Origin of the sequence: Cytobacillus horneckiae (genome assembly GCF_002835735.1) — a bacterium.
Lineage (GTDB): Bacteria > Bacillota > Bacilli > Bacillales > Cytobacillaceae > Cytobacillus > Cytobacillus horneckiae.
In genome coordinates this window covers 193,852-212,465 of record NZ_PISD01000007.1, presented here as the reverse complement: position 1 = coordinate 212,465, position 18,614 = coordinate 193,852, and the positions used below count along the sequence as shown (strand labels likewise).

General features: G+C 41.0%; 16 protein-coding genes and 1 other annotated feature. All 16 genes read left to right on the top strand.

Annotated features, from left to right (window positions below; all coding sequences use genetic code 11):
* Positions 1–50: 50 nt before the first annotated feature.
* Positions 51–827, top strand: coding sequence for a YlmH family RNA-binding protein (locus tag CWS20_RS03200; RefSeq protein WP_066196980.1), 777 nt, complete (start codon positions 51–53; stop codon positions 825–827).
* Between the two features lie 90 nt (positions 828–917).
* Positions 918–1,436, top strand: coding sequence for a DivIVA domain-containing protein (locus CWS20_RS03195; RefSeq protein WP_066196982.1), 519 nt, complete (start codon positions 918–920; stop codon positions 1,434–1,436).
* A 46-nt stretch (positions 1,437–1,482) separates the two neighbouring features.
* Positions 1,483–1,735 (top strand) — a binding site (T-box leader).
* 149 nt (positions 1,736–1,884) lie between these two features.
* Positions 1,885–4,656: an isoleucine--tRNA ligase gene (gene ileS, locus CWS20_RS03190; RefSeq protein WP_066196984.1), complete on the top strand. Its 2,772-nt coding sequence runs from the start codon at positions 1,885–1,887 to the stop codon at positions 4,654–4,656.
* A gap of 231 nt (positions 4,657–4,887) precedes the next feature.
* Positions 4,888–5,175 carry a hypothetical protein gene (locus tag CWS20_RS03185; RefSeq protein WP_066196986.1) on the top strand — a complete coding sequence of 96 codons (288 nt, stop codon included), beginning with the start codon at positions 4,888–4,890 and terminating at the stop codon, positions 5,173–5,175.
* A 77-nt stretch (positions 5,176–5,252) separates the two neighbouring features.
* On the top strand, positions 5,253–5,747 hold the full coding sequence (gene lspA, locus CWS20_RS03180; protein ID WP_066196988.1) for a signal peptidase II: 495 nt from the start codon (positions 5,253–5,255) through the stop codon (positions 5,745–5,747).
* A complete protein-coding gene (locus tag CWS20_RS03175; RefSeq protein WP_066196989.1) occupies positions 5,719–6,624 on the top strand; it encodes an RluA family pseudouridine synthase in 906 nt (301 codons plus the stop codon). Before lspA ends, CWS20_RS03175 begins: the two co-directional genes overlap by 29 nt.
* A gap of 192 nt (positions 6,625–6,816) precedes the next feature.
* Complete coding sequence (gene pyrR, locus CWS20_RS03170) at positions 6,817–7,359, top strand: bifunctional pyr operon transcriptional regulator/uracil phosphoribosyltransferase PyrR (RefSeq protein WP_066196991.1); 543 nt, start codon at positions 6,817–6,819, stop codon at positions 7,357–7,359.
* Positions 7,360–7,500: 141 nt separating this feature from the next.
* Complete coding sequence (locus tag CWS20_RS03165; protein ID WP_066196995.1) at positions 7,501–8,778, top strand: uracil-xanthine permease family protein; 1,278 nt, start codon at positions 7,501–7,503, stop codon at positions 8,776–8,778.
* Positions 8,779–8,949: 171 nt separating this feature from the next.
* Positions 8,950–9,888 (top strand): aspartate carbamoyltransferase catalytic subunit, encoded by a 939-nt coding sequence (locus CWS20_RS03160; RefSeq protein ID WP_066196997.1) that lies wholly within the window; start codon positions 8,950–8,952, stop codon positions 9,886–9,888.
* Positions 9,851–11,137 carry a dihydroorotase gene (gene pyrC / locus CWS20_RS03155; protein ID WP_066196999.1) on the top strand — a complete coding sequence of 429 codons (1,287 nt, stop codon included), beginning with the start codon at positions 9,851–9,853 and terminating at the stop codon, positions 11,135–11,137. The genes CWS20_RS03160 and pyrC overlap by 38 nt, the downstream gene beginning before the upstream one ends.
* Entirely contained in the window at positions 11,134–12,240 is a 1,107-nt protein-coding gene (locus CWS20_RS03150; RefSeq protein ID WP_066197000.1) for a carbamoyl phosphate synthase small subunit, read from the top strand. Before pyrC ends, CWS20_RS03150 begins: the two co-directional genes overlap by 4 nt.
* Positions 12,219–15,434: a carbamoyl-phosphate synthase large subunit gene (gene carB / locus CWS20_RS03145; RefSeq protein ID WP_066197002.1), complete on the top strand. Its 3,216-nt coding sequence runs from the start codon at positions 12,219–12,221 to the stop codon at positions 15,432–15,434. Before CWS20_RS03150 ends, carB begins: the two co-directional genes overlap by 22 nt.
* On the top strand, positions 15,431–16,210 hold the full coding sequence (locus CWS20_RS03140) for a dihydroorotate dehydrogenase electron transfer subunit (protein WP_066197004.1): 780 nt from the start codon (positions 15,431–15,433) through the stop codon (positions 16,208–16,210). The genes carB and CWS20_RS03140 overlap by 4 nt, the downstream gene beginning before the upstream one ends.
* The gene (locus CWS20_RS03135) at positions 16,207–17,148 is read left to right on the top strand and encodes a dihydroorotate dehydrogenase (RefSeq protein WP_066197005.1); all 942 of its coding nucleotides are present in this window, start codon (positions 16,207–16,209) and stop codon (positions 17,146–17,148) included. Before CWS20_RS03140 ends, CWS20_RS03135 begins: the two co-directional genes overlap by 4 nt.
* Positions 17,120–17,836, top strand: a complete 717-nt coding sequence (gene pyrF, locus CWS20_RS03130; protein WP_066197007.1) for an orotidine-5'-phosphate decarboxylase — start codon at positions 17,120–17,122, stop codon at positions 17,834–17,836. The genes CWS20_RS03135 and pyrF overlap by 29 nt, the downstream gene beginning before the upstream one ends.
* On the top strand, positions 17,833–18,465 hold the full coding sequence (pyrE, locus tag CWS20_RS03125) for an orotate phosphoribosyltransferase (RefSeq protein WP_066197008.1): 633 nt from the start codon (positions 17,833–17,835) through the stop codon (positions 18,463–18,465). Before pyrF ends, pyrE begins: the two co-directional genes overlap by 4 nt.
* The last annotated feature ends 149 nt before the right edge of the window (positions 18,466–18,614 follow it).

Genomic DNA, 18,614 nt, shown 5'->3' with positions numbered 1-18,614 from the left:
CTATGCCCGGTTTTTCTTATATCGCTTCATAGAATTGAAAGGGTTTCAGTATGACAACAATTTATCAGCATTTTAGACCGGAAGAGAAGAGCTTTATTGATCAAGTTCTAAATTGGAAAAGCCAGGTTGAACAATCATATGCTCCTAAGCTGACCGATTTTCTTGATCCGCGCGAGCAGGAAATTTTAAAAACGGTCATCGGGAAGAATCACGACGTGCAATGGCAGCTATTTGGTGGTGCCCATTATTCAGAAAGAAAGAGAGCGCTTCTATATCCTGACTACTTTGAAGCTGAAAAAGATGATTTCCAATTAACTTTATTTCAAGTCGTTTATCCTCACAAATTTGTGAAAATTGAACATCCTCAAGTTTTAGGAAGCTTGATGTCATTGGGATTAAAGCGAAATAAGTTTGGAGATATCCTATTTAGGGAAGAAGAAATCCAATTTATTGTGTCAAAAGAAATTGCCGATTATTTATGTGTGCAGCTTGAATCAATTGGACGAGCCACTGTTAAATTAGTGGCGAAAGGCTTTGAAGAGGTGATTGAGACAAACGAACAATGGCAGGACCGTCCGATTACAGCTTCTTCATTAAGGCTTGATACAATTCTGGCTTCGGTTTATAATCTTTCTAGGCAAAAAGCGCAGGCCTATATTCAGTCCAATCTAGTAAAGGTGAATTGGACACACATTGAGAACCCCGCTTTTGAATGCAGGGAAGGTGACATCATTTCTGTCCGCGGCCTTGGCCGTTCAAAAGTAATATCGATTGAAGGCAAAACAAAAAAAGATAATTGGAAGGTAGTCATTGGGCTTCAAAAATAATTTCCTTGATTGAAGGAATATGAAGGAACATGTCGAATATATGTTTAACAGCATACATATTTGAAACAACTGATCTGGGAGGTGGCATATATGCCATTAACACCGTTAGATATCCATAACAAAGAATTCAGTAAAGGGTTCCGTGGTTATGATGAAGATGAAGTCAATGAATTTTTAGACCAAGTCATTAAAGATTATGAAATCGTTATTCGTGAGAAAAAGGAATTGGAAGAGAAGCTTAACGATTTAAATGAAAGAGTTGGTCATTTCACTACAATTGAAGAAACGCTGAACAAATCGATTGTGGTTGCACAAGAAGCTGCCGAGGAAGTAAAACGCAACGCTCAAAAGGAAGCGAAGCTTATTATACGTGAGGCGGAAAAGAACGCTGACCGCATCGTAAATGAGTCGCTATCCAAAGCTAGAAAAATTGCGATAGATATCGAAGATTTGAAAAAGCAGTCTAAAGTATTTAGAACTCGCTTTAAAATGCTAATTGAAGCCCAGCTAGATATGCTGAATAATGACGATTGGGATCACTTAATGGAGTATGAGCTTGATTCCACTGAATTAAAATCGTCTAAAGAAGAAGAGGATTCGTTAGCTTGACGAAAAGCGTTCCTATCGCATATAATTTTAAAATAATAATCAATGATTACAAACGTTGAGAGGGACAGTAAAATTCTCGTCAAACTTATAGGCAAATATAAATTTGCGATTAGCGATTCAGGGGCGGTGCAAGCCTGAAATAAGTGAAGGATTTGAAAATCACCCTTTAGTTCCTTGTCTGAACACTACAATCAGTTTTTAAGCCAAGGCGAGTCATTCACGTTAAGAATTCTTGAGCGGATAGAATTTTTCTATCTACAAGGGTGGTACCGCGGGAATATAAGTCTCTCGTCCCTTTTAGGGATGAGGGGCTTTTTTATTTGCTTTTCAAAGTGAGGAAGGCTGAAGGAGTCGCTAGAATGATCTAGAGACCGCCTTGTTTTCGCGTCTTATGTATTATTATTATGTTGTCAATAATGTTAGTGAATTGTATTAGGAGGAAATAATAATGGATTTTAAAGACACTTTATTAATGCCAAAAACAGAATTTCCAATGCGTGGGAATCTTCCGAAAAGAGAGCCGGAAATCCAGGCAGAATGGGAAGAAAAAGATATTTATGAAAAAGTGCAAAAACGTACAGAAGGCCGACCGCTATTCGTATTGCATGATGGACCTCCTTATGCAAATGGGGATATCCACATCGGACATGCATTAAATAAAATTTTAAAGGACTTTATTAACCGCTATAAATCAATGAGCGGATATCAGGCTCCATATGTGCCAGGCTGGGATACACATGGACTGCCGATCGAGCAGGCGCTGACAAATAAAGGCGTCAAACGAAAAGAGATGACAGTTGCTGAGTTTCGTAAGCTATGTGAAGAATATGCTTATGGCCAAATTGACAGTCAGCGGACACAGTTTAAACGCTTAGGCGTTCGTGGTGATTGGGAAAATCCATACATTACGCTTAAGCCAGAATATGAGGCACAGCAAATTAAAGTTTTTGGAGAAATGGCGAAAAAGGGTTATATTTACAAAGGTAAAAAGCCAGTCTATTGGTCGCCTTCTTCTGAATCAGCACTTGCTGAAGCTGAAATCGAATATAAAGATAAGCGTTCTGCATCCATTTATGTTGGCTTTAAAGTAAAAGACGGAAAAGACATTCTTGATGAGGACGTACAAATTGTCATCTGGACAACGACACCATGGACAATGCCTGCCAATAAGGGTATTTCTGTACATCCTAAATTAAACTATGTAGTAGTTAAAGTTGAAGATCAAAAGTATTTAGTGGCAGAAGATTTATTATCAGCAGTAGCAGAAGAAATTGGCTGGGAGAACCTAGAGGTCATTAAGACAATTAAAGGCAGCGAGCTTGAATATATCGTTGCAGAACATCCAATCTACGGCCGTGACTCACTTGTCATGCTAGGAGATCATGTAACTACTGATGCGGGTACAGGATGTGTTCATACAGCACCTGGTCATGGGGAAGATGACTTCTATGTTGGGGCAAAATATGGTTTAGAAGTGCTATGTCCTGTTGATGATAAAGGTGTGATGACTGATGAAGCACCTGGATTTGAAGGATTATTTTACGATGCAGCAAATAAACCGATTACAGAGAAGCTGGAAGAAGCAGGCGCATTATTAAAGCTTTCGTTTATCACTCACTCATATCCACATGACTGGAGAACGAAAAAACCGGTTATTTTCCGGGCGACAGCGCAATGGTTTGCTTCAATTAAGGACTTCCGTTCCGATTTATTACAAGCAATTAAAGATACTGAGTTTACACCTGCATGGGGCGAAACGCGCTTGTTTAATATGGTGCGTGATCGTGGAGACTGGTGTATTTCCCGCCAGCGTGCCTGGGGAGTGCCAATTCCAGTATTCTATGCTGAAAATGGAGAAGAAATTATTACTGATGAAACAATCAATCATATTTCAGAATTATTCCGTGCACAAGGATCAAACATTTGGTTCGAAAAAGAGGCAAAGGATCTATTACCAGAAGGCTTTACACACCCAGGGAGTCCTAATGGCGAGTTTACAAAAGAGACGGATATTATGGATGTTTGGTTTGATTCAGGTTCCTCTCATCAAGCAGTATTATTAGAGCGCGACGATTTGCAAAGGCCAGCAGACTTATATTTAGAAGGATCTGACCAATATCGCGGCTGGTTTAACTCCTCTTTGTCCACTGGTGTAGCAGTTACAGGCAAAGCGCCATATAAAGGGATTTTAAGTCACGGATTTGTTTTAGACGGCGAAGGCAGGAAAATGAGTAAATCCATTGGAAATGTCATTGTACCAGCAAAAGTAATGAATCAGCTTGGTGCAGATATTTTACGCCTATGGGTTTCTTCAGTCGATTATCAAGCTGATGTCCGTGTATCAGATGCGATTTTAAAGCAAGTGGCTGAGGTTTATCGTAAAATCAGAAACACTTTCCGATTCTTGTTAGGAAACCTTGCTGACTTTAATCCGAGCAGTGATTCGGTTGCATATGAAGATTTGCGCGAAGTTGACCAATTTATGCTTGTAAAATTGAACAAATTAATTGAAACATCACGTAAAGCTTATGAAAAATATGAATTTGCAGGCATTTATCATGCTGTTAATAACTTCTGTACATTAGATTTAAGTGCATTCTATCTTGATTTTGCAAAGGATATTCTATATATCGAAGCAAAAGACCATAATGACCGCCGTGCGATTCAAACGGTCCTTTATGAAAGCTTAGTTGCATTAACTAAACTTGTATCGCCTATCCTTTCTCATACAGCAGATGAGGTATGGCGCTTTATTCCAAATGTAGAGGGCGATAGTGTTCAGCTTACTGATATGCCGGAAGCTAAAACATTACCAAATGCAGCGGTATTGGAAGAAAAATGGAGCTCCTTCATGAAGCTGCGTAATAATGTTCTTAAAGCGCTTGAGGAAGCTCGTAATGAAAAAGTTATTGGTAAATCCTTAACTGCAAAAATTACATTGTATGTTGATGATGAAACAAAACAGCTTCTAGATTCCATTTCCGAAAATCTTCAGCAGTTGTTTATCGTATCTGCATTTGAGGTTGCCGGCAGCTTGCAGGACGCACCAGCGGAAGCATTGAAATTTGAAAACACAGCGATTGTGGTTTCTAAAGCTGATGGAGAAACATGTGAGCGCTGCTGGACAGTAACGCCTGAAGTTGGGACTGTAGAAGAATTTGAAACTTTATGCCCGCGCTGTGCAACAGTTGTAAAAGAAAACTATAGCCATTTAAGCTAATATAATAAAGATGGGGGCGATCCAATCATCCGATTTTATCGGATTTTGGATGCCCTTTTTTTGCATTTAAGAAGATAAACGAATTCATTCGTAACAAAATTATACGATGCGCTTATAGAGAAATAATTCCACCTCCACTAAATGTTGTTCTCTCTGTTAAATGTTTAACCGCGTTTTAAACGAAGTTAGAGAAATAATAAAGAAAATATCATTTATAACGGAGGATGAAGTATGGGCGATAAAAAGAAAAAACTAATTTCCGAACTCCGTAACACTAGGCATGAACTACTTGAAAGACTGATGGATCAAAAAGATCATCCTTTTATGAATGAAGTCATCATGGCAGAGCTTTATGATATTGAGGAAACAATAAAAAAAATTGAAAATGGTGGCTTTGGCACCTGTGAAATTTCCGGCGAATTTCTTCCCGAGGATTTGTTAGAGATGGTTCCAACATTAAAGTCAATGGATGATTGCCTGGCGATTAAAAGCTTTTATCGGAAAGCAATTTACGATTAAACGACTGAAAACTATCGTTTTTATGGTGATTATGCTAAAATGCAAAGGTAAACAAATGAATAATGGGGGTTGCCTTTGTGTTTTTCTACATAATTGCATTACTAATTATTGCCCTTGACCAATTAACAAAATGGTTAATCGTAAAGAATTTTTCAATTGGAGAAAGTATAACAGTTATTGAAGACTTTCTTTATATTACTTCCCATCGGAATACAGGTGCAGCCTGGGGGATTTTAGAAGGACAGATGTGGTTTTTCTATATTATCACCGTTGTTGTCATTGTTGGGATAATTTACTATATGCAAACGCAAGCGAAAGGCAAATGGCTTCTTGGTGTATCACTGGCATTCATTTTAGGTGGAGCAGTTGGGAACTTTATCGACCGTGTCTTTAGAAAAGAAGTGGTTGATTTTGTTCATACATATCCATTTGGATATAACTTTCCAATTTTTAATGTTGCTGATTCTGCTCTTTGCATCGGTGTAGCGATGATGATGATTCAGATGATACTTGAGGAAAGAGAAGCAAAGAAGGAGAAAATGAATGAACAAAATGGAACAAATCATTCTTGAAGATCACGCAGGTGACAGAATTGATAAGGTATTAGCTAAGCTGAACTCAGAGTGGTCACGCACGCAAGTGCAGCAATGGATTAAAGATGGACACGTCCTTGTAAATGGACAAAAGGTGAAATCTAATTATAAATGCATGTTAAATGATCATCTCTTAATTGAAATTCCAGAGCCTGAAGAATTAGATGTAATCGCTGAAGAAATGAATTTGGAAATTTATTATGAGGATCAGGATGTGCTTGTTGTAAACAAGCCGAAGGGAATGGTTGTCCATCCGGCAGCAGGTCATGTTAGCGGTACGCTCGTCAATGGGCTTATGGCCCATTGTAAGGACCTCTCTGGAATTAACGGCGTCATGCGGCCTGGAATCGTACATCGCATTGATAAAGACACTTCCGGGCTGTTAATGGTTGCTAAAAACGATGTGGCGCATGAAAGCCTAGTTGATCAGCTTGTCAAAAAAACGGTAACAAGAAAATACAAAGCAATCGTCCATGGAATCATCTCTCATGATTACGGCACCATTGATGCGCCAATTGGAAGAGACACAAAAGATAGGCAAAGCATGGCGGTTGTTGATAATGGCAAAAATGCTGTTACTCATTTTCAAGTAATCGAGCGCTTTAAAGACTTTACACTTGTGGAGTGCCAACTTGAAACAGGTCGGACGCACCAAATCCGTGTGCATATGAAATACATTGGCTATCCTCTAGCGGGGGACCCTAAATATGGCCCTAGAAAAACAATTGATTTTAATGGACAAGTTCTTCATGCTGGCTTATTAGGATTTGATCACCCGCGGACAGGTGAGTATATGGAGTTCGAAGCACCGCTTCCTCAAGACTTTGAAAAATTAATCACTATCCTGAGAAAATAATCATTGACAGCTGAACCTTCATGATTTATGATTATTTTAGTTGAATAAGTCCTTTAACTGCAGTCCTGTGAGGCTGAGAAGGAAACGGTATGAATATTGGTGAGGAAAATACCTTTATTCAAAACTTGTACGATCGTTTACCCTCTCGTCTGCTGGCGAGAGGGTTTTTTAGTATATTGAGAGGTGACAGACATGCCACAAAAAGCCATAGTGTTAGATGAACAGGCAATACGAAGAGCATTAACACGCATAGCTCACGAAATAATTGAGAAGAATAAAGGCATTGAAGACTGTGTATTAATAGGGATTAAAACACGAGGAATTTACTTAGCGAATCGTTTAGCCAAAAGAATAGAACAAATTGAAGGAGCAAAAGTCGCTGTTGGTGAGATTGACATTACTCTATACAGAGATGACCTTTCGAAAAAAACAGCTAATCAAGAACCGCTCGTTAAAGGCTCGGATATCCCAATAGATATTAATGAAAAGAAGGTCATTGTCATAGATGACGTTCTCTATACAGGAAGAACTGTCAGAGCTGCATTAGATGCACTTATAGATATCGGAAGGCCATCCTCCATACAGCTGGCGGTGCTTGTCGATCGCGGACATAGAGAGCTGCCGATTCGCGCAGATTTTGTAGGTAAGAATATTCCTACATCAAGTTCAGAAAAAATTGTCGTTGAATTAGATGAAGTAGATAGCACTGATCAAGTAAGTATTTACGAAAAATAGAATAGCCCTTTTTAAATGCAGTCCAGAGAGGCTGACAAAGGGGATTATAAGCAATGAATGGCTCCAGTTCATTGCTGTATCCACAACCCCCTTTGTCGACATGCAAAGAGGGTTTTTTAATTAAAGGGGAGACGAAAAATCATGAATAAACCAATCTTAGACGTAAATGATCGTCCAGCACCAATTCATTGGCTGACTTTAAGCCTACAGCACTTATTCGCCATGTTTGGCGCAACTATCTTAGTACCTTTTCTAGTTGATTTAAGCCCCGCAATTGCCTTGATATCAAGCGGTATCGGAACAATCGCTTTCCTTATAATAACGAAATGGCAAGTGCCGGCGTATTTAGGCTCATCTTTTGCCTTTATTATCCCAATACAGGCTGCACAGCTTGGTGGAGGGCCAGGCGCTGCAATGATTGGAAGCTTCATGGCCGGTATGTTATACGGGATTGTGGCACTAATTATAAAAAAAGCAGGCTACCGCTGGATTTTAAAACTGCTTCCCCCGATTGTAACCGGTCCGGTTATTATCGTCATCGGTCTAGCACTATCAGGCACAGCGATTGATATGGCAATGAATAACCCTGACACGGGTGAATATAGCATGCTTCATTTCTCAGCAGCATTAATAACACTGGCAGCAACGATTTTCTTCTCGGTATATGGTAAAGGGATGTTTGGGATGATCCCTATTCTAATGGGTATTATCATCGGTTATGTATACTCGCTGGCGATTGGAATTATCGATTTCTCAATCGTGGCTTCAGCTAAGTGGTTTGAGATGCCTGAATTTATTTTCCCATTCATGGATTATGATGTAAGAATCACGCTGGATTTAGCACTTCTAATGATTCCAGTTGCAGTAGTGACATTATCAGAGCATATTGGACACCAACTCGTTCTTGGAAAAGTAGTTGGAAGAGATTATATAAAGAAACCTGGTTTGCATCGCTCTATCATGGGGGATGGAACAGCTACAATGATTTCAGCATTAATCGGCGGTCCGCCAAAAACAACCTACGGTGAGAACATCGGGGTAATGGCTATTACGAAGATTTACAGTGTATATGTTATAGCAGGAGCAGCCGTCATCGCCATCATCTTCGGATTCATAGGAAAGGTAACAGCGTTAATTAGCTCCATTCCTACTCCAGTGATGGGAGGCGTATCCATCCTCTTATTCGGGATTATCGCATCATCCGGTTTAAGAATGCTAGTTGACAGCAAGGTTGATTTTGGAAATAACAGAAATCTGGCGATCGCATCCGTCATCTTGGTTTTAGGCATCGGTGGAGCACATATTAAGCTATGGGTGTTTAGCTTTGAAGGAATGGCCCTAGCAGCCATCGCAGGTGTGTTATTGAACCAAATCCTGCCTGGTAAAGAAGATGTGAAAGAAGACATGTTTGAAGCATAAAATATCATAATAACGCCTTTTAAAAAGAATCCAGAGAGGTTCTCAAGGGTGTTGAAGAATAATATTGGTATGAGGTGTATTCACACTGAATATCAATTATGAAAATTCTAACTTCGACACCTTGGCGATTACTGCCAAGGTGTTTTTTAATACAAAAGGAGGCGTCTTAGCATGAAGCATTGTCTAACGACTACTGATCTCTCAATTGAAGATATCAACGAGATTTTAACAGATGCCGAGTATTTTATTAATGGCGGTACATGGAGACCTGAAAGGAATATCTTCATTGCAAATCTTTTCTTTGAAAACAGCACGAGAACAAAGTGCAGCTTTGAAGTTGCAGAAAGAAAACTTGGCTTGGACATCATCCCATTTGAAGTAAGCACTTCCAGTGTATCAAAAGGAGAAACGCTGTATGACACTGTCAAAACATTAGAAGCAATCGGTGTGAATGCAGTCGTAATTAGGCATAGTCAAGATCGTTATTTTGATGAATTGGAAGATAAAACAGATAGCGCCATTATAAATGCCGGCGATGGCTGTGGTCATCATCCAACACAATCCCTTCTCGATTTGCTGACAATAAAACAGGAATTTGGTGGATTTGAAGGACTGAAAATTGCAATCATTGGAGATATACGCCATAGTCGTGTGGCAAGATCAAATGCGGAGGCACTAACAAGGTTGGGTGCAAATGTTGTTTTCTCGGGACCTTCAGAATGGTTTGATAATGGTTTGCTGCAAAATGGTGAATATGAACCGATTGACGAAGCTGTGAAAAGTGCCGACGTTGTGATGCTGCTTAGAATACAGCATGAGCGTCATGGTGACAATGCTGTAAAGTCAATAGATGAGTACCATCACTCTTATGGACTAACAATCGAAAGAGAAAAAACAATGAAGGATCGAAGCATTATCATGCATCCTGCCCCTGTGAATCGTGGAGTAGAAATTGCAGATAGCTTGGTGGAATGCGAAAGGTCTAGAATTTTCAAACAAATGAAAAATGGCGTATTTATCAGAATGGCTGTATTAAAAAAAGTAATCGAACAAACGGAAGGGAGCATGAATCATGTCAATCATCATCAAAAATGGTCAATTACTCACTAATGAAGGTGAACTTCAAATAGCGGAGATTTACATTGAAAATGGAAAAATCATTGAAGTTGGGCATTCATTACAAAGAGCAGCCGACGAGGTTATTGATGCGAAGGGACTTTTAGTTGCACCAGGCTTGATCGATCTCCACGTTCATTTACGAGAGCCAGGCGGAGAAAATAAGGAAACGATTGCGACAGGAACATTAGCAGCTGCAAAAGGCGGGTTTACGACTGTTGCTGCTATGCCAAACACAAGGCCAGTTCCAGATAGCAAAGAGCAAATGGAAAAGCTACATAAGCGGATTGAGGCAACCGGCGCTGTGAAGGTTTTGCCGTATGCATCAATCACCATTCGCGAAGCAGGAAAAGAGCTGACCAATTTTAATGAGTTAAAAGAAGCAGGCGCTTTTGCTTTTACAGATGACGGTGTGGGTGTCCAATCAGCCGATATGATGCTACAGGCAATGATAAAAGCCGCTGAAGCTGATATGGCCATCGTTGCCCATTGCGAAGAAAATACACTCATTCATAAAGGAGCGGTTCATGAAGGGCAATTTTCTAAAGAGCATGGCATCAATGGTATTCCATCTGTATGTGAATCGGTGCATATCGCTAGAGACGTGCTGTTAGCTGAGGCAGCCGGATGTCATTATCATGTCTGCCATATTAGTACGAGAGAATCAGTAAGAGTAGTTAGAGATGCAAAGCGTGCAGGCATTAAAGTGACAGCGGAAGTAACCCCACACCATCTCCTGCTTAGTGAAGATGATATTCCAGGGATGGATACGAATTATAAAATGAACCCTCCGCTAAGAGGCGCTGCCGACAAAGCAGCATTAATTGAAGGCCTTCTAGACGGCACAATCGATTTTATTGCAACAGATCATGCACCGCATACTGCAGAAGATAAAGCAGAAGGCATGGAGCTTGCACCATTTGGAATTGTTGGCTTAGAAACAGCATTTCCACTCCTTTACACTAATTTTGTAGAAAAAGGGCTGATGACTTTAAAGCAGCTGGTTGATTTCTTAACGGTTAAACCTGTCGAAAGCTTCGGGTTAGCTGGCGGAGTAATTACAGAAGGCGCAGATGCGGATATCGTTCTTATTGATCTGAATCAACAAGAGAAAATTAATCCGGAGACCTTCTTGTCTAAAGGAAGAAATACACCGTTTACTGACTGGGAATGTAAAGGGTGGCCGGTCCTAACAATGGTAAATGGAAAGATTGCATGGAGCAAAGGGAGTGTAACAGCATGAAAAAGCAATTGATTCTTGAAGATGGCACAGTGTTTATTGGTGAAGGGTTTGGTAGTGATAAACATTCTATTGGCGAAGTTGTATTTAACACGGGGATGACAGGTTACCAGGAAATCCTGTCTGATCCATCATACTGCGGCCAAATCGTTACCTTAACCTATCCGTTAATTGGGAATTACGGGATTAATAGAGATGATTTTGAATCGATTAATCCTGCGATACAAGGCTTTATCGTTAAAGAAGCAGCAGAATTTCCATCAAACTGGAGAAACGAACAGTCTTTAAACGAATATTTTCAAATTCGAAATATCCCTGGGATTGCCGGTATTGACACTAGAAAACTGACAAGAATCATTCGTCAGCATGGAACATTGAAGGGCGCTATTTGCCATATTGACGAGAATGTTGATTCAGTTTTAGAGAAATTGCGGGCAACTAAGCTTCGTAATGACCAAGTGAAGCAAGTATCGACGAAAACACCCTATCCTAGCCCAGGAAGAGGCAGCAGAGTCGTCCTTGTCGATTTCGGCATGAAGCACGGAATCCTTCGTGAATTAAATAAGCGAGATTGTGATGTCATTGTTGTTCCTTATGATTCAAGTGCACAGGATATATTAAATTTAAGTCCTGACGGTGTGATGCTCTCAAACGGACCTGGAGATCCAAAGGATGTACCGGAAGCGATTCATATGATTAAAGAGCTGATTGGTCAAGTACCGCTGTTCGGAATTTGCCTTGGACATCAATTATTTGCCCTGGCTTGCGGAGCAAATACAGAAAAACTAAAATTCGGTCATCGGGGCTCAAATCATCCTGTAAAAGATTTGCGCACAGGAAAGGTTGCTCTGACTTCTCAAAACCACGGCTACTCAGTAGAAGAGGCGTCCATCACAGGAACTGACTTGGAAGTCACTCATATTGCTTTAAATGATGGAACGATTGAAGGGTTGAAACATAAAGCTTTTCCGGCTTTTACAGTACAATATCACCCGGAAGCATCACCTGGACCAGAAGATGCGAAAGGACTATTTGAACAATTTCTGCAACTAATTGAAAATCATAAACAGGAAGGTGCATGCACATGTCAAAACGTACAGATATAAACAGTATTTTAGTCATCGGGTCAGGCCCGATTGTCATCGGTCAGGCGGCAGAGTTTGATTATGCTGGCACACAGGCATGCATCGCTTTAAAAGAAGAGGGATACCGGGTTATCTTAGTTAATTCAAACCCGGCTACAATTATGACAGATACTGAAATCGCAGATGCTGTCTATATAGAGCCGCTAACATTGGAATTTGTAAGTAAAATTATTAGAAAGGAACGTCCTGATGCATTAGTGCCAACTTTAGGTGGGCAAACTGGTTTGAACCTTGCTGTTGAACTGGCGAAATCAGGTGTTCTTGAAGAATGCGACGTAGAAATTCTCGGCACGAAACTTTCGGCAATAGAACAGGCGGAGGATCGTGATTTGTTCAGGAACTTAATGAATGAATTAGGTGAACCGGTGCCGGAAAGCGAAATTATTCATAATCTTGAAGAAGCATACGCATTTGTTGAGATTGTTGGCTACCCTGTAATTGTCCGCCCTGCCTTTACACTGGGAGGAACTGGCGGAGGAATATGCAGCAATGAAGAGGATTTAATCGAAATTGTTACGAGCGGCTTGAAACACAGTCCTGTTACTCAATGTCTTCTAGAAAAAAGTATTGCTGGATTCAAAGAAATTGAATATGAGGTCATGAGAGATTCTAATGACAATGCAATTGTTGTGTGTAATATGGAAAATATCGATCCTGTCGGCGTCCATACAGGTGACAGCATTGTTGTCGCACCAAGTCAGACATTAAGTGACCGCGAATATCAAATGCTAAGAAATACATCGTTAAAAATCATTCGTGCACTCGGTATTGAAGGCGGATGTAATGTGCAGCTTGCACTTGATCCAAACAGCTTTGACTACTATATTATCGAGGTAAACCCGCGGGTAAGCCGTTCTTCTGCGCTTGCATCGAAAGCAACCGGCTATCCAATCGCGAAACTGGCTGCAAAAATTGCTGTCGGCTTGACGCTTGATGAGATGATGAACCCTGTAACAGGTAAGACCTATGCTAGCTTTGAGCCAGCCCTTGACTATATCGTAACAAAAATCCCGCGCTGGCCATTTGATAAGTTCGAATCAGCGAACAGGTCTTTAGGAACGCAAATGAAAGCAACTGGTGAGGTCATGGCAATTGGCCGCACATTTGAGGAATCAATTTTAAAAGCGGTAAGATCTCTTGAAGCAAATGTGTTCCACTTGAACTTGCAAAATGCGGATGAAATCGGCGATGCATTATTAGAGAAGAGAATAAGAAAAGCCGGTGATGAGCGTCTGTTCTATATCGGTGAAGCACTTAGAAGAGGCTACACAATTGAAGTCATTCACGACTGGAGCCAAATAGATTTATTCTTCTTATACAAGTTTAATAGAATTGTAGTTTTAGAAAAAGAAGTGCGCGATAACAAGTTCAATACAGATACAGTCAAAAAAGCAAAACAGTTTGGCTTTGCAGATTTAACAATCGCACAGCTTTGGGATACAACTGAAGCGGATGTATACAACTTCAGAAGAGATAACCGCATCGTCCCGGTTTATAAAATGGTTGATACTTGTGCAGCAGAATTTGAATCAGAAACACCCTATTATTACGGGACGTACGAAGATGAAAATGAATCTGTTGTGACTAATCGAAAAAGTGTAATTGTACTCGGTTCAGGTCCAATCCGCATTGGCCAAGGGGTGGAATTTGATTACTCAACTGTCCATGCAGTTTGGGCGATCAAAGAGGCAGGTTATGAGGCGATCATTATCAACAACAATCCTGAAACTGTTTCAACAGATTTCAGTATCTCTGATAAATTATACTTTGAACCACTTACAATTGAAGATGTCATGCATATTATCGACTTGGAAAAGCCTGAAGGCGTTGTCGTTCAATTTGGCGGACAAACAGCCATCAACTTGGCTGCTGCTCTTGTAGAAAGAGGAGTCAAGATTCTTGGAACATCACTTGAGGATTTGGATCGTGCTGAAGACCGCGATAAATTCGAGCAGGCATTACAAGCGCTTGGAATACCGATGCCAAAAGGAAAAACGGCGCTGTCAGTGAACGAAGCGGTTAACATCGCAACAGAAATTGGCTATCCAGTGCTTGTCCGTCCTTCCTATGTCCTTGGCGGGCGGGCGATGGAGATTGTTTATAAAGAGGAAGAGTTGCTGCACTATATGAAAAATGCAGTAAAAGTAAATCCGGATCATCCTGTATTAATCGACAGATACTTGACTGGAAAAGAAATTGAAGTTGATGCAATCTGTGATGGCAAAACAGTTGTCATTCCTGGAATTATGGAGCATATCGAAAGAGCAGGCGTTCACTCAGGAGACAGTATCGCAGTCTATCCGCCGCAAAATATCAGTCTGTCAGTAAAAGAAAAATTGGTAGAGTACACAGAGAAAATGGCAAAAGGTTTGGGAATCATTGGGTTGCTGAACATCCAATATGTTGTGTCAAAAGGCGAGGTATATGTGCTTGAAGTTAACCCAAGATCGAGCCGCACAGTGCCATTCTTAAGCAAAATTACCAATGTACCAATGGCAAATATCGCAACAAAAGTAATTTTAGGAAAAACACTAGAAGAGCAAGGCTATGAATCCGGACTTATCCAAGAAAAACAAGGTGTGTTTGTAAAAGTGCCAGTCTTCTCTTTCGCAAAATTGCGCAGAGTAGACATTACATTAGGACCTGAAATGAAATCAACCGGCGAGGTTATGGGGAAAGATTCTACTCTAGAAAAAGCATTATACAAAGGGCTTGTAGCATCAGGCATTACGATTCATAAATTTGGGACGGTGCTGATGACAGTAGCTGATAAAGATAAAGACGAAGCGCTTCAACTAGCGAAACGATTTGTATCTATCGGCTATCGCTTGATGGCTACGAGCGGAACGGCAGAATTTTTGGAATCAGCCGGCATCCCTGTAGATGTGACGAATAAAATTGGATCTGAAGGTCCGAATCTGCTTGATGTCATTCGCAATGGTCAGGCCCAGATTGTGATCAACACTTTAACAAAAGGAAAGCAGCCAGCTCGAGATGGCTTCAGAATCCGTCGTGAATCTGTCGAGAATGGCGTACCTTGCTTAACTTCATTAGATACAGCTGCTGCAATACTGCAAGTGATAGAGTCGATGAACTTCTCAGCAGATGCAATGGAGAAATCAACACAAGCTGCACAGGAGGCGATGTTTATATGATCAAACAGGAAATGTGTGAGGTCATCTCACAACAACAAATCGCTTCCCATATTTATAAGCTCACCTTAAAGGGTGAGCTTGTTCATGGGATGAATGAGCCAGGGCAATTCGTCCATTTGAAGGTCAGTCAAGGAATGGATCCCTTATTGAGAAGACCAATCAGCATTGCCGAGATTGATCATGAGAATAGCAGCTTTACCATGATTTACCGGGCAGATGGGAAGGGGACCTCCATGCTTGCAGAAAAAAGCGAAGGAGATTCCATCGATGTACTCGGTCCACTTGGGTCTGGTTTTCCGCTGAATGCGGTGAAAAAAGGAGAGACCGCCCTCCTTGTAGGTGGCGGGATTGGCGTGCCTCCACTTTATGAATTATCGAAGCAGCTTGTTAAAAAAGGAGTCAATGTGATCCATGTGCTCGGGTTTCAAGCTAGAGAGATGGTTTTTTATGAAGAAGAGTTTTCAATGCTGGGTGAGACGCATATTGCAACAGCGGATGGCAGCTATGGAACCCATGGGTTTGTTACAGATGTCATCTCACATAATGGGATAAAGTTTGACTGTTTGTATACTTGCGGACCAACACCTATGTTGAAAGCTTTGGAAAAGGCATATCAACATAAAAAAGTATATTTGTCGCTTGAAGAACGAATGGGGTGCGGCATCGGTGCATGCTTTGCGTGTGTATGCCATACAGGCGATGATCCGACAGGACATTCCTATAAAAAAGTCTGCAGTGATGGCCCGGTATTTAAAGCAGGGGAGGTTGTTTTATGAGTTCAATTAACATTAGCCTTCCAGGGCTGAATTTAAAAAACCCGATTATGCCAGCTTCAGGCTGTTTCGGATTTGGTCGAGAATTTAGCCAGCTTTATGATTTAAGTGAGCTAGGGGCAATTATGATTAAAGCGACAACATTAAGCCCGAGATTCGGCAACCCTACACCCCGTGTTGCGGAAACATCAGCAGGTATGCTGAATGCCATCGGTTTGCAAAATCCGGGATTAGAAAGGGTGATCAATGAAGAACTAAAATGGCTGGAGCAACATAATGTCCCAATAATTGCAAATGTAGCTGGCTCGACAGAAGAGGATTATGTAGCAGTCGCAAAAGCCATTTCCAAAGCGAGGAATGTTCATGCATTGGAACTCAATATCTCTTGCCCAAATGTAAAAACAGGTGGAATTGCTTTTGGAACAATTCCTGAAGTGGCTAAAGATTTAACGAAAAAAGTAAAAGATGTGTCTCAAGTTCCTGTCTATGTTAAGCTCTCACCAAATGTGACAAACATTGTAGAAATGGCAAAAGCGGTAGAGCAAGGCGGCGCAGACGGCTTAACAATGATTAATACTTTAGTAGGTATGAGGATTGATATTAAAACAGGCCTTCCTGTAATAGCAAACAAAACTGGCGGGTTATCTGGTCCAGCTATTAAGCCAGTGGCAATTCGGATGATTCATGAAGTGAGCCAGCAAGTTTCACTTCCTATTATCGGAATGGGCGGAGTTCAAACAGCTGAAGACGTCATCGAGTACTTTTATGCAGGAGCAAGCGCTGTTGCAGTCGGTACGGCGAATTTTGTGGATCCATTTGTTTGCCCGAATATAATTAAAGAGCTGCCAGCATTAGTTGAACAATTAGGATTTGATCATATTTCAGAATGTACCGGAAGGAGCTGGAAAAAGAATGAACCACTCGCTTATCATCGCGCTTGATTTTCCCGATAAACAAAAGGTGCTCAATTTCCTAACGCCGTTTGACAATGAAAAATTATTCTTAAAAGTTGGGATGGAGCTTTTTTATCAGGAAGGCCCTGGAATTATGTATGATTTAAAATCACTAGGACATAAAGTTTTTTTAGATATAAAGTTGCATGATATCCCAAATACAGTGAAAAATGCAATGAAGGGTTTAGCGCGCTTAAACTGCGATTTGGTCAACGTTCATGCTGCCGGCGGTGTTGAAATGATGGCTGGTGCTTTAGAGGGACTTGAGCAAGGAACCCCTTTAGGCCAAGACAGGCCGCTTTGCATTGGCGTAACACAGTTGACAAGCACTTCTGAAGAGCAAATGCAATCAGAACAGCTCATTCACACGTCTTTGCAGGAATCCGTGCTGCACTATGCTTCATTGACGAAAAAAGTAGGGCTAGATGGTGTTGTTTGCTCTCCATTTGAAGCTAGACATATTCGAGAGCAAATAGGCGCTTCATTTTTAACCGTGACACCAGGGATTCGTTTAACTACGGATGACAACCAAGATCAAAAAAGGGCGGCGACCCCCGAATTTGCCCGGGATGAAGGGGTGTCAGCCATCGTAGTGGGGCGTTCAATTACAAAAGCAAAAGATTCTGTTGCAGCGTATCATCAAATCAATCAACTTTGGAAGGGTGAAGGAGCATGAAGAAAATGATTGCTGAAAGTTTACTAGATATTAAGGCAGTAGCCTTAAATCCAAAGGAGCCATTTACTTGGTCATCTGGGCTGCGCTCACCAATCTATTGCGATAACCGTTTAACACTTTCTTATCCGACAGTAAGAAAGGAAATTGCTACGGGCTTGCAATCGCTAATTAAAGAACATTATCCAGACGCCGAAGTAATCGCAGGAACAGCTACTGCGGGTATCCCGCATGCGGCATGGGTAAGTGATTTGATGGATCTTCCGATGTGCTATGTCCGCTCTAAAGCGAAAGGGCATGGAAAAGGAAAACAAATTGAAGGCAAAGCAGACGCTGGGCAAAAGGTTGTGATTGTCGAAGATCTTATTTCCACAGGAGGAAGTGCAATCACGGCAGTCAAAGCATTAAAGGAAGCAGGTTGTGAAGTTTTAGGAATCGTTGCCATCTTTACTTACCAGCTGGAAAAAGGAAACGATTTGCTTGCAGCAGAGGAAATAACTGCGCATGCACTATCAGACTTTGATGCGCTCTCCGTAGTCGCTAAAGAAAAAGGCTATATTGATGAAGCGGATTTTTCCACTTTGTCACAATGGCGTAAAGACCCAGCTGAGTGGGGCAAAGCATTTGTATAATAGTAAAAGCAGCCATGGAAAATGCATCGTTTTCCATGGCTGCTTTTTTTCTTTGGATGGATGTGGCTAGCCGAATAAACTACCAGGCAAAAAAAGATTAAGACCTTGCCGAGACAACTTCCTTATATAAACCTAGTAGCGTCGAAGCG

Bases quoted from the DNA above. Each gene is read 5' to 3' on its own strand.
- CWS20_RS03200 (WP_066196980.1), top strand. From the start codon at position 51: ATGACAACAATTTATCAGCATTTTAGACCGGAAGAGAAGAGCTTTATT.
- CWS20_RS03195 (WP_066196982.1), top strand. From the start codon at position 918: ATGCCATTAACACCGTTAGATATCCATAACAAAGAATTCAGTAAAGGG.
- ileS (WP_066196984.1), top strand. From the start codon at position 1,885: ATGGATTTTAAAGACACTTTATTAATGCCAAAAACAGAATTTCCAATG.
- CWS20_RS03185 (WP_066196986.1), top strand. From the start codon at position 4,888: ATGGGCGATAAAAAGAAAAAACTAATTTCCGAACTCCGTAACACTAGG.
- CWS20_RS03175 (WP_066196989.1), top strand. From the start codon at position 5,719: ATGAACAAAATGGAACAAATCATTCTTGAAGATCACGCAGGTGACAGA.
- pyrR (WP_066196991.1), top strand. From the start codon at position 6,817: ATGCCACAAAAAGCCATAGTGTTAGATGAACAGGCAATACGAAGAGCA.
- CWS20_RS03165 (WP_066196995.1), top strand. From the start codon at position 7,501: ATGAATAAACCAATCTTAGACGTAAATGATCGTCCAGCACCAATTCAT.
- CWS20_RS03160 (WP_066196997.1), top strand. From the start codon at position 8,950: ATGAAGCATTGTCTAACGACTACTGATCTCTCAATTGAAGATATCAAC.
- pyrC (WP_066196999.1), top strand. From the start codon at position 9,851: ATGTCAATCATCATCAAAAATGGTCAATTACTCACTAATGAAGGTGAA.
- CWS20_RS03150 (WP_066197000.1), top strand. From the start codon at position 11,134: ATGAAAAAGCAATTGATTCTTGAAGATGGCACAGTGTTTATTGGTGAA.
- carB (WP_066197002.1), top strand. From the start codon at position 12,219: ATGTCAAAACGTACAGATATAAACAGTATTTTAGTCATCGGGTCAGGC.
- CWS20_RS03140 (WP_066197004.1), top strand. From the start codon at position 15,431: ATGATCAAACAGGAAATGTGTGAGGTCATCTCACAACAACAAATCGCT.
- CWS20_RS03135 (WP_066197005.1), top strand. From the start codon at position 16,207: ATGAGTTCAATTAACATTAGCCTTCCAGGGCTGAATTTAAAAAACCCG.
- pyrF (WP_066197007.1), top strand. From the start codon at position 17,120: ATGAACCACTCGCTTATCATCGCGCTTGATTTTCCCGATAAACAAAAG.
- pyrE (WP_066197008.1), top strand. From the start codon at position 17,833: ATGAAGAAAATGATTGCTGAAAGTTTACTAGATATTAAGGCAGTAGCC.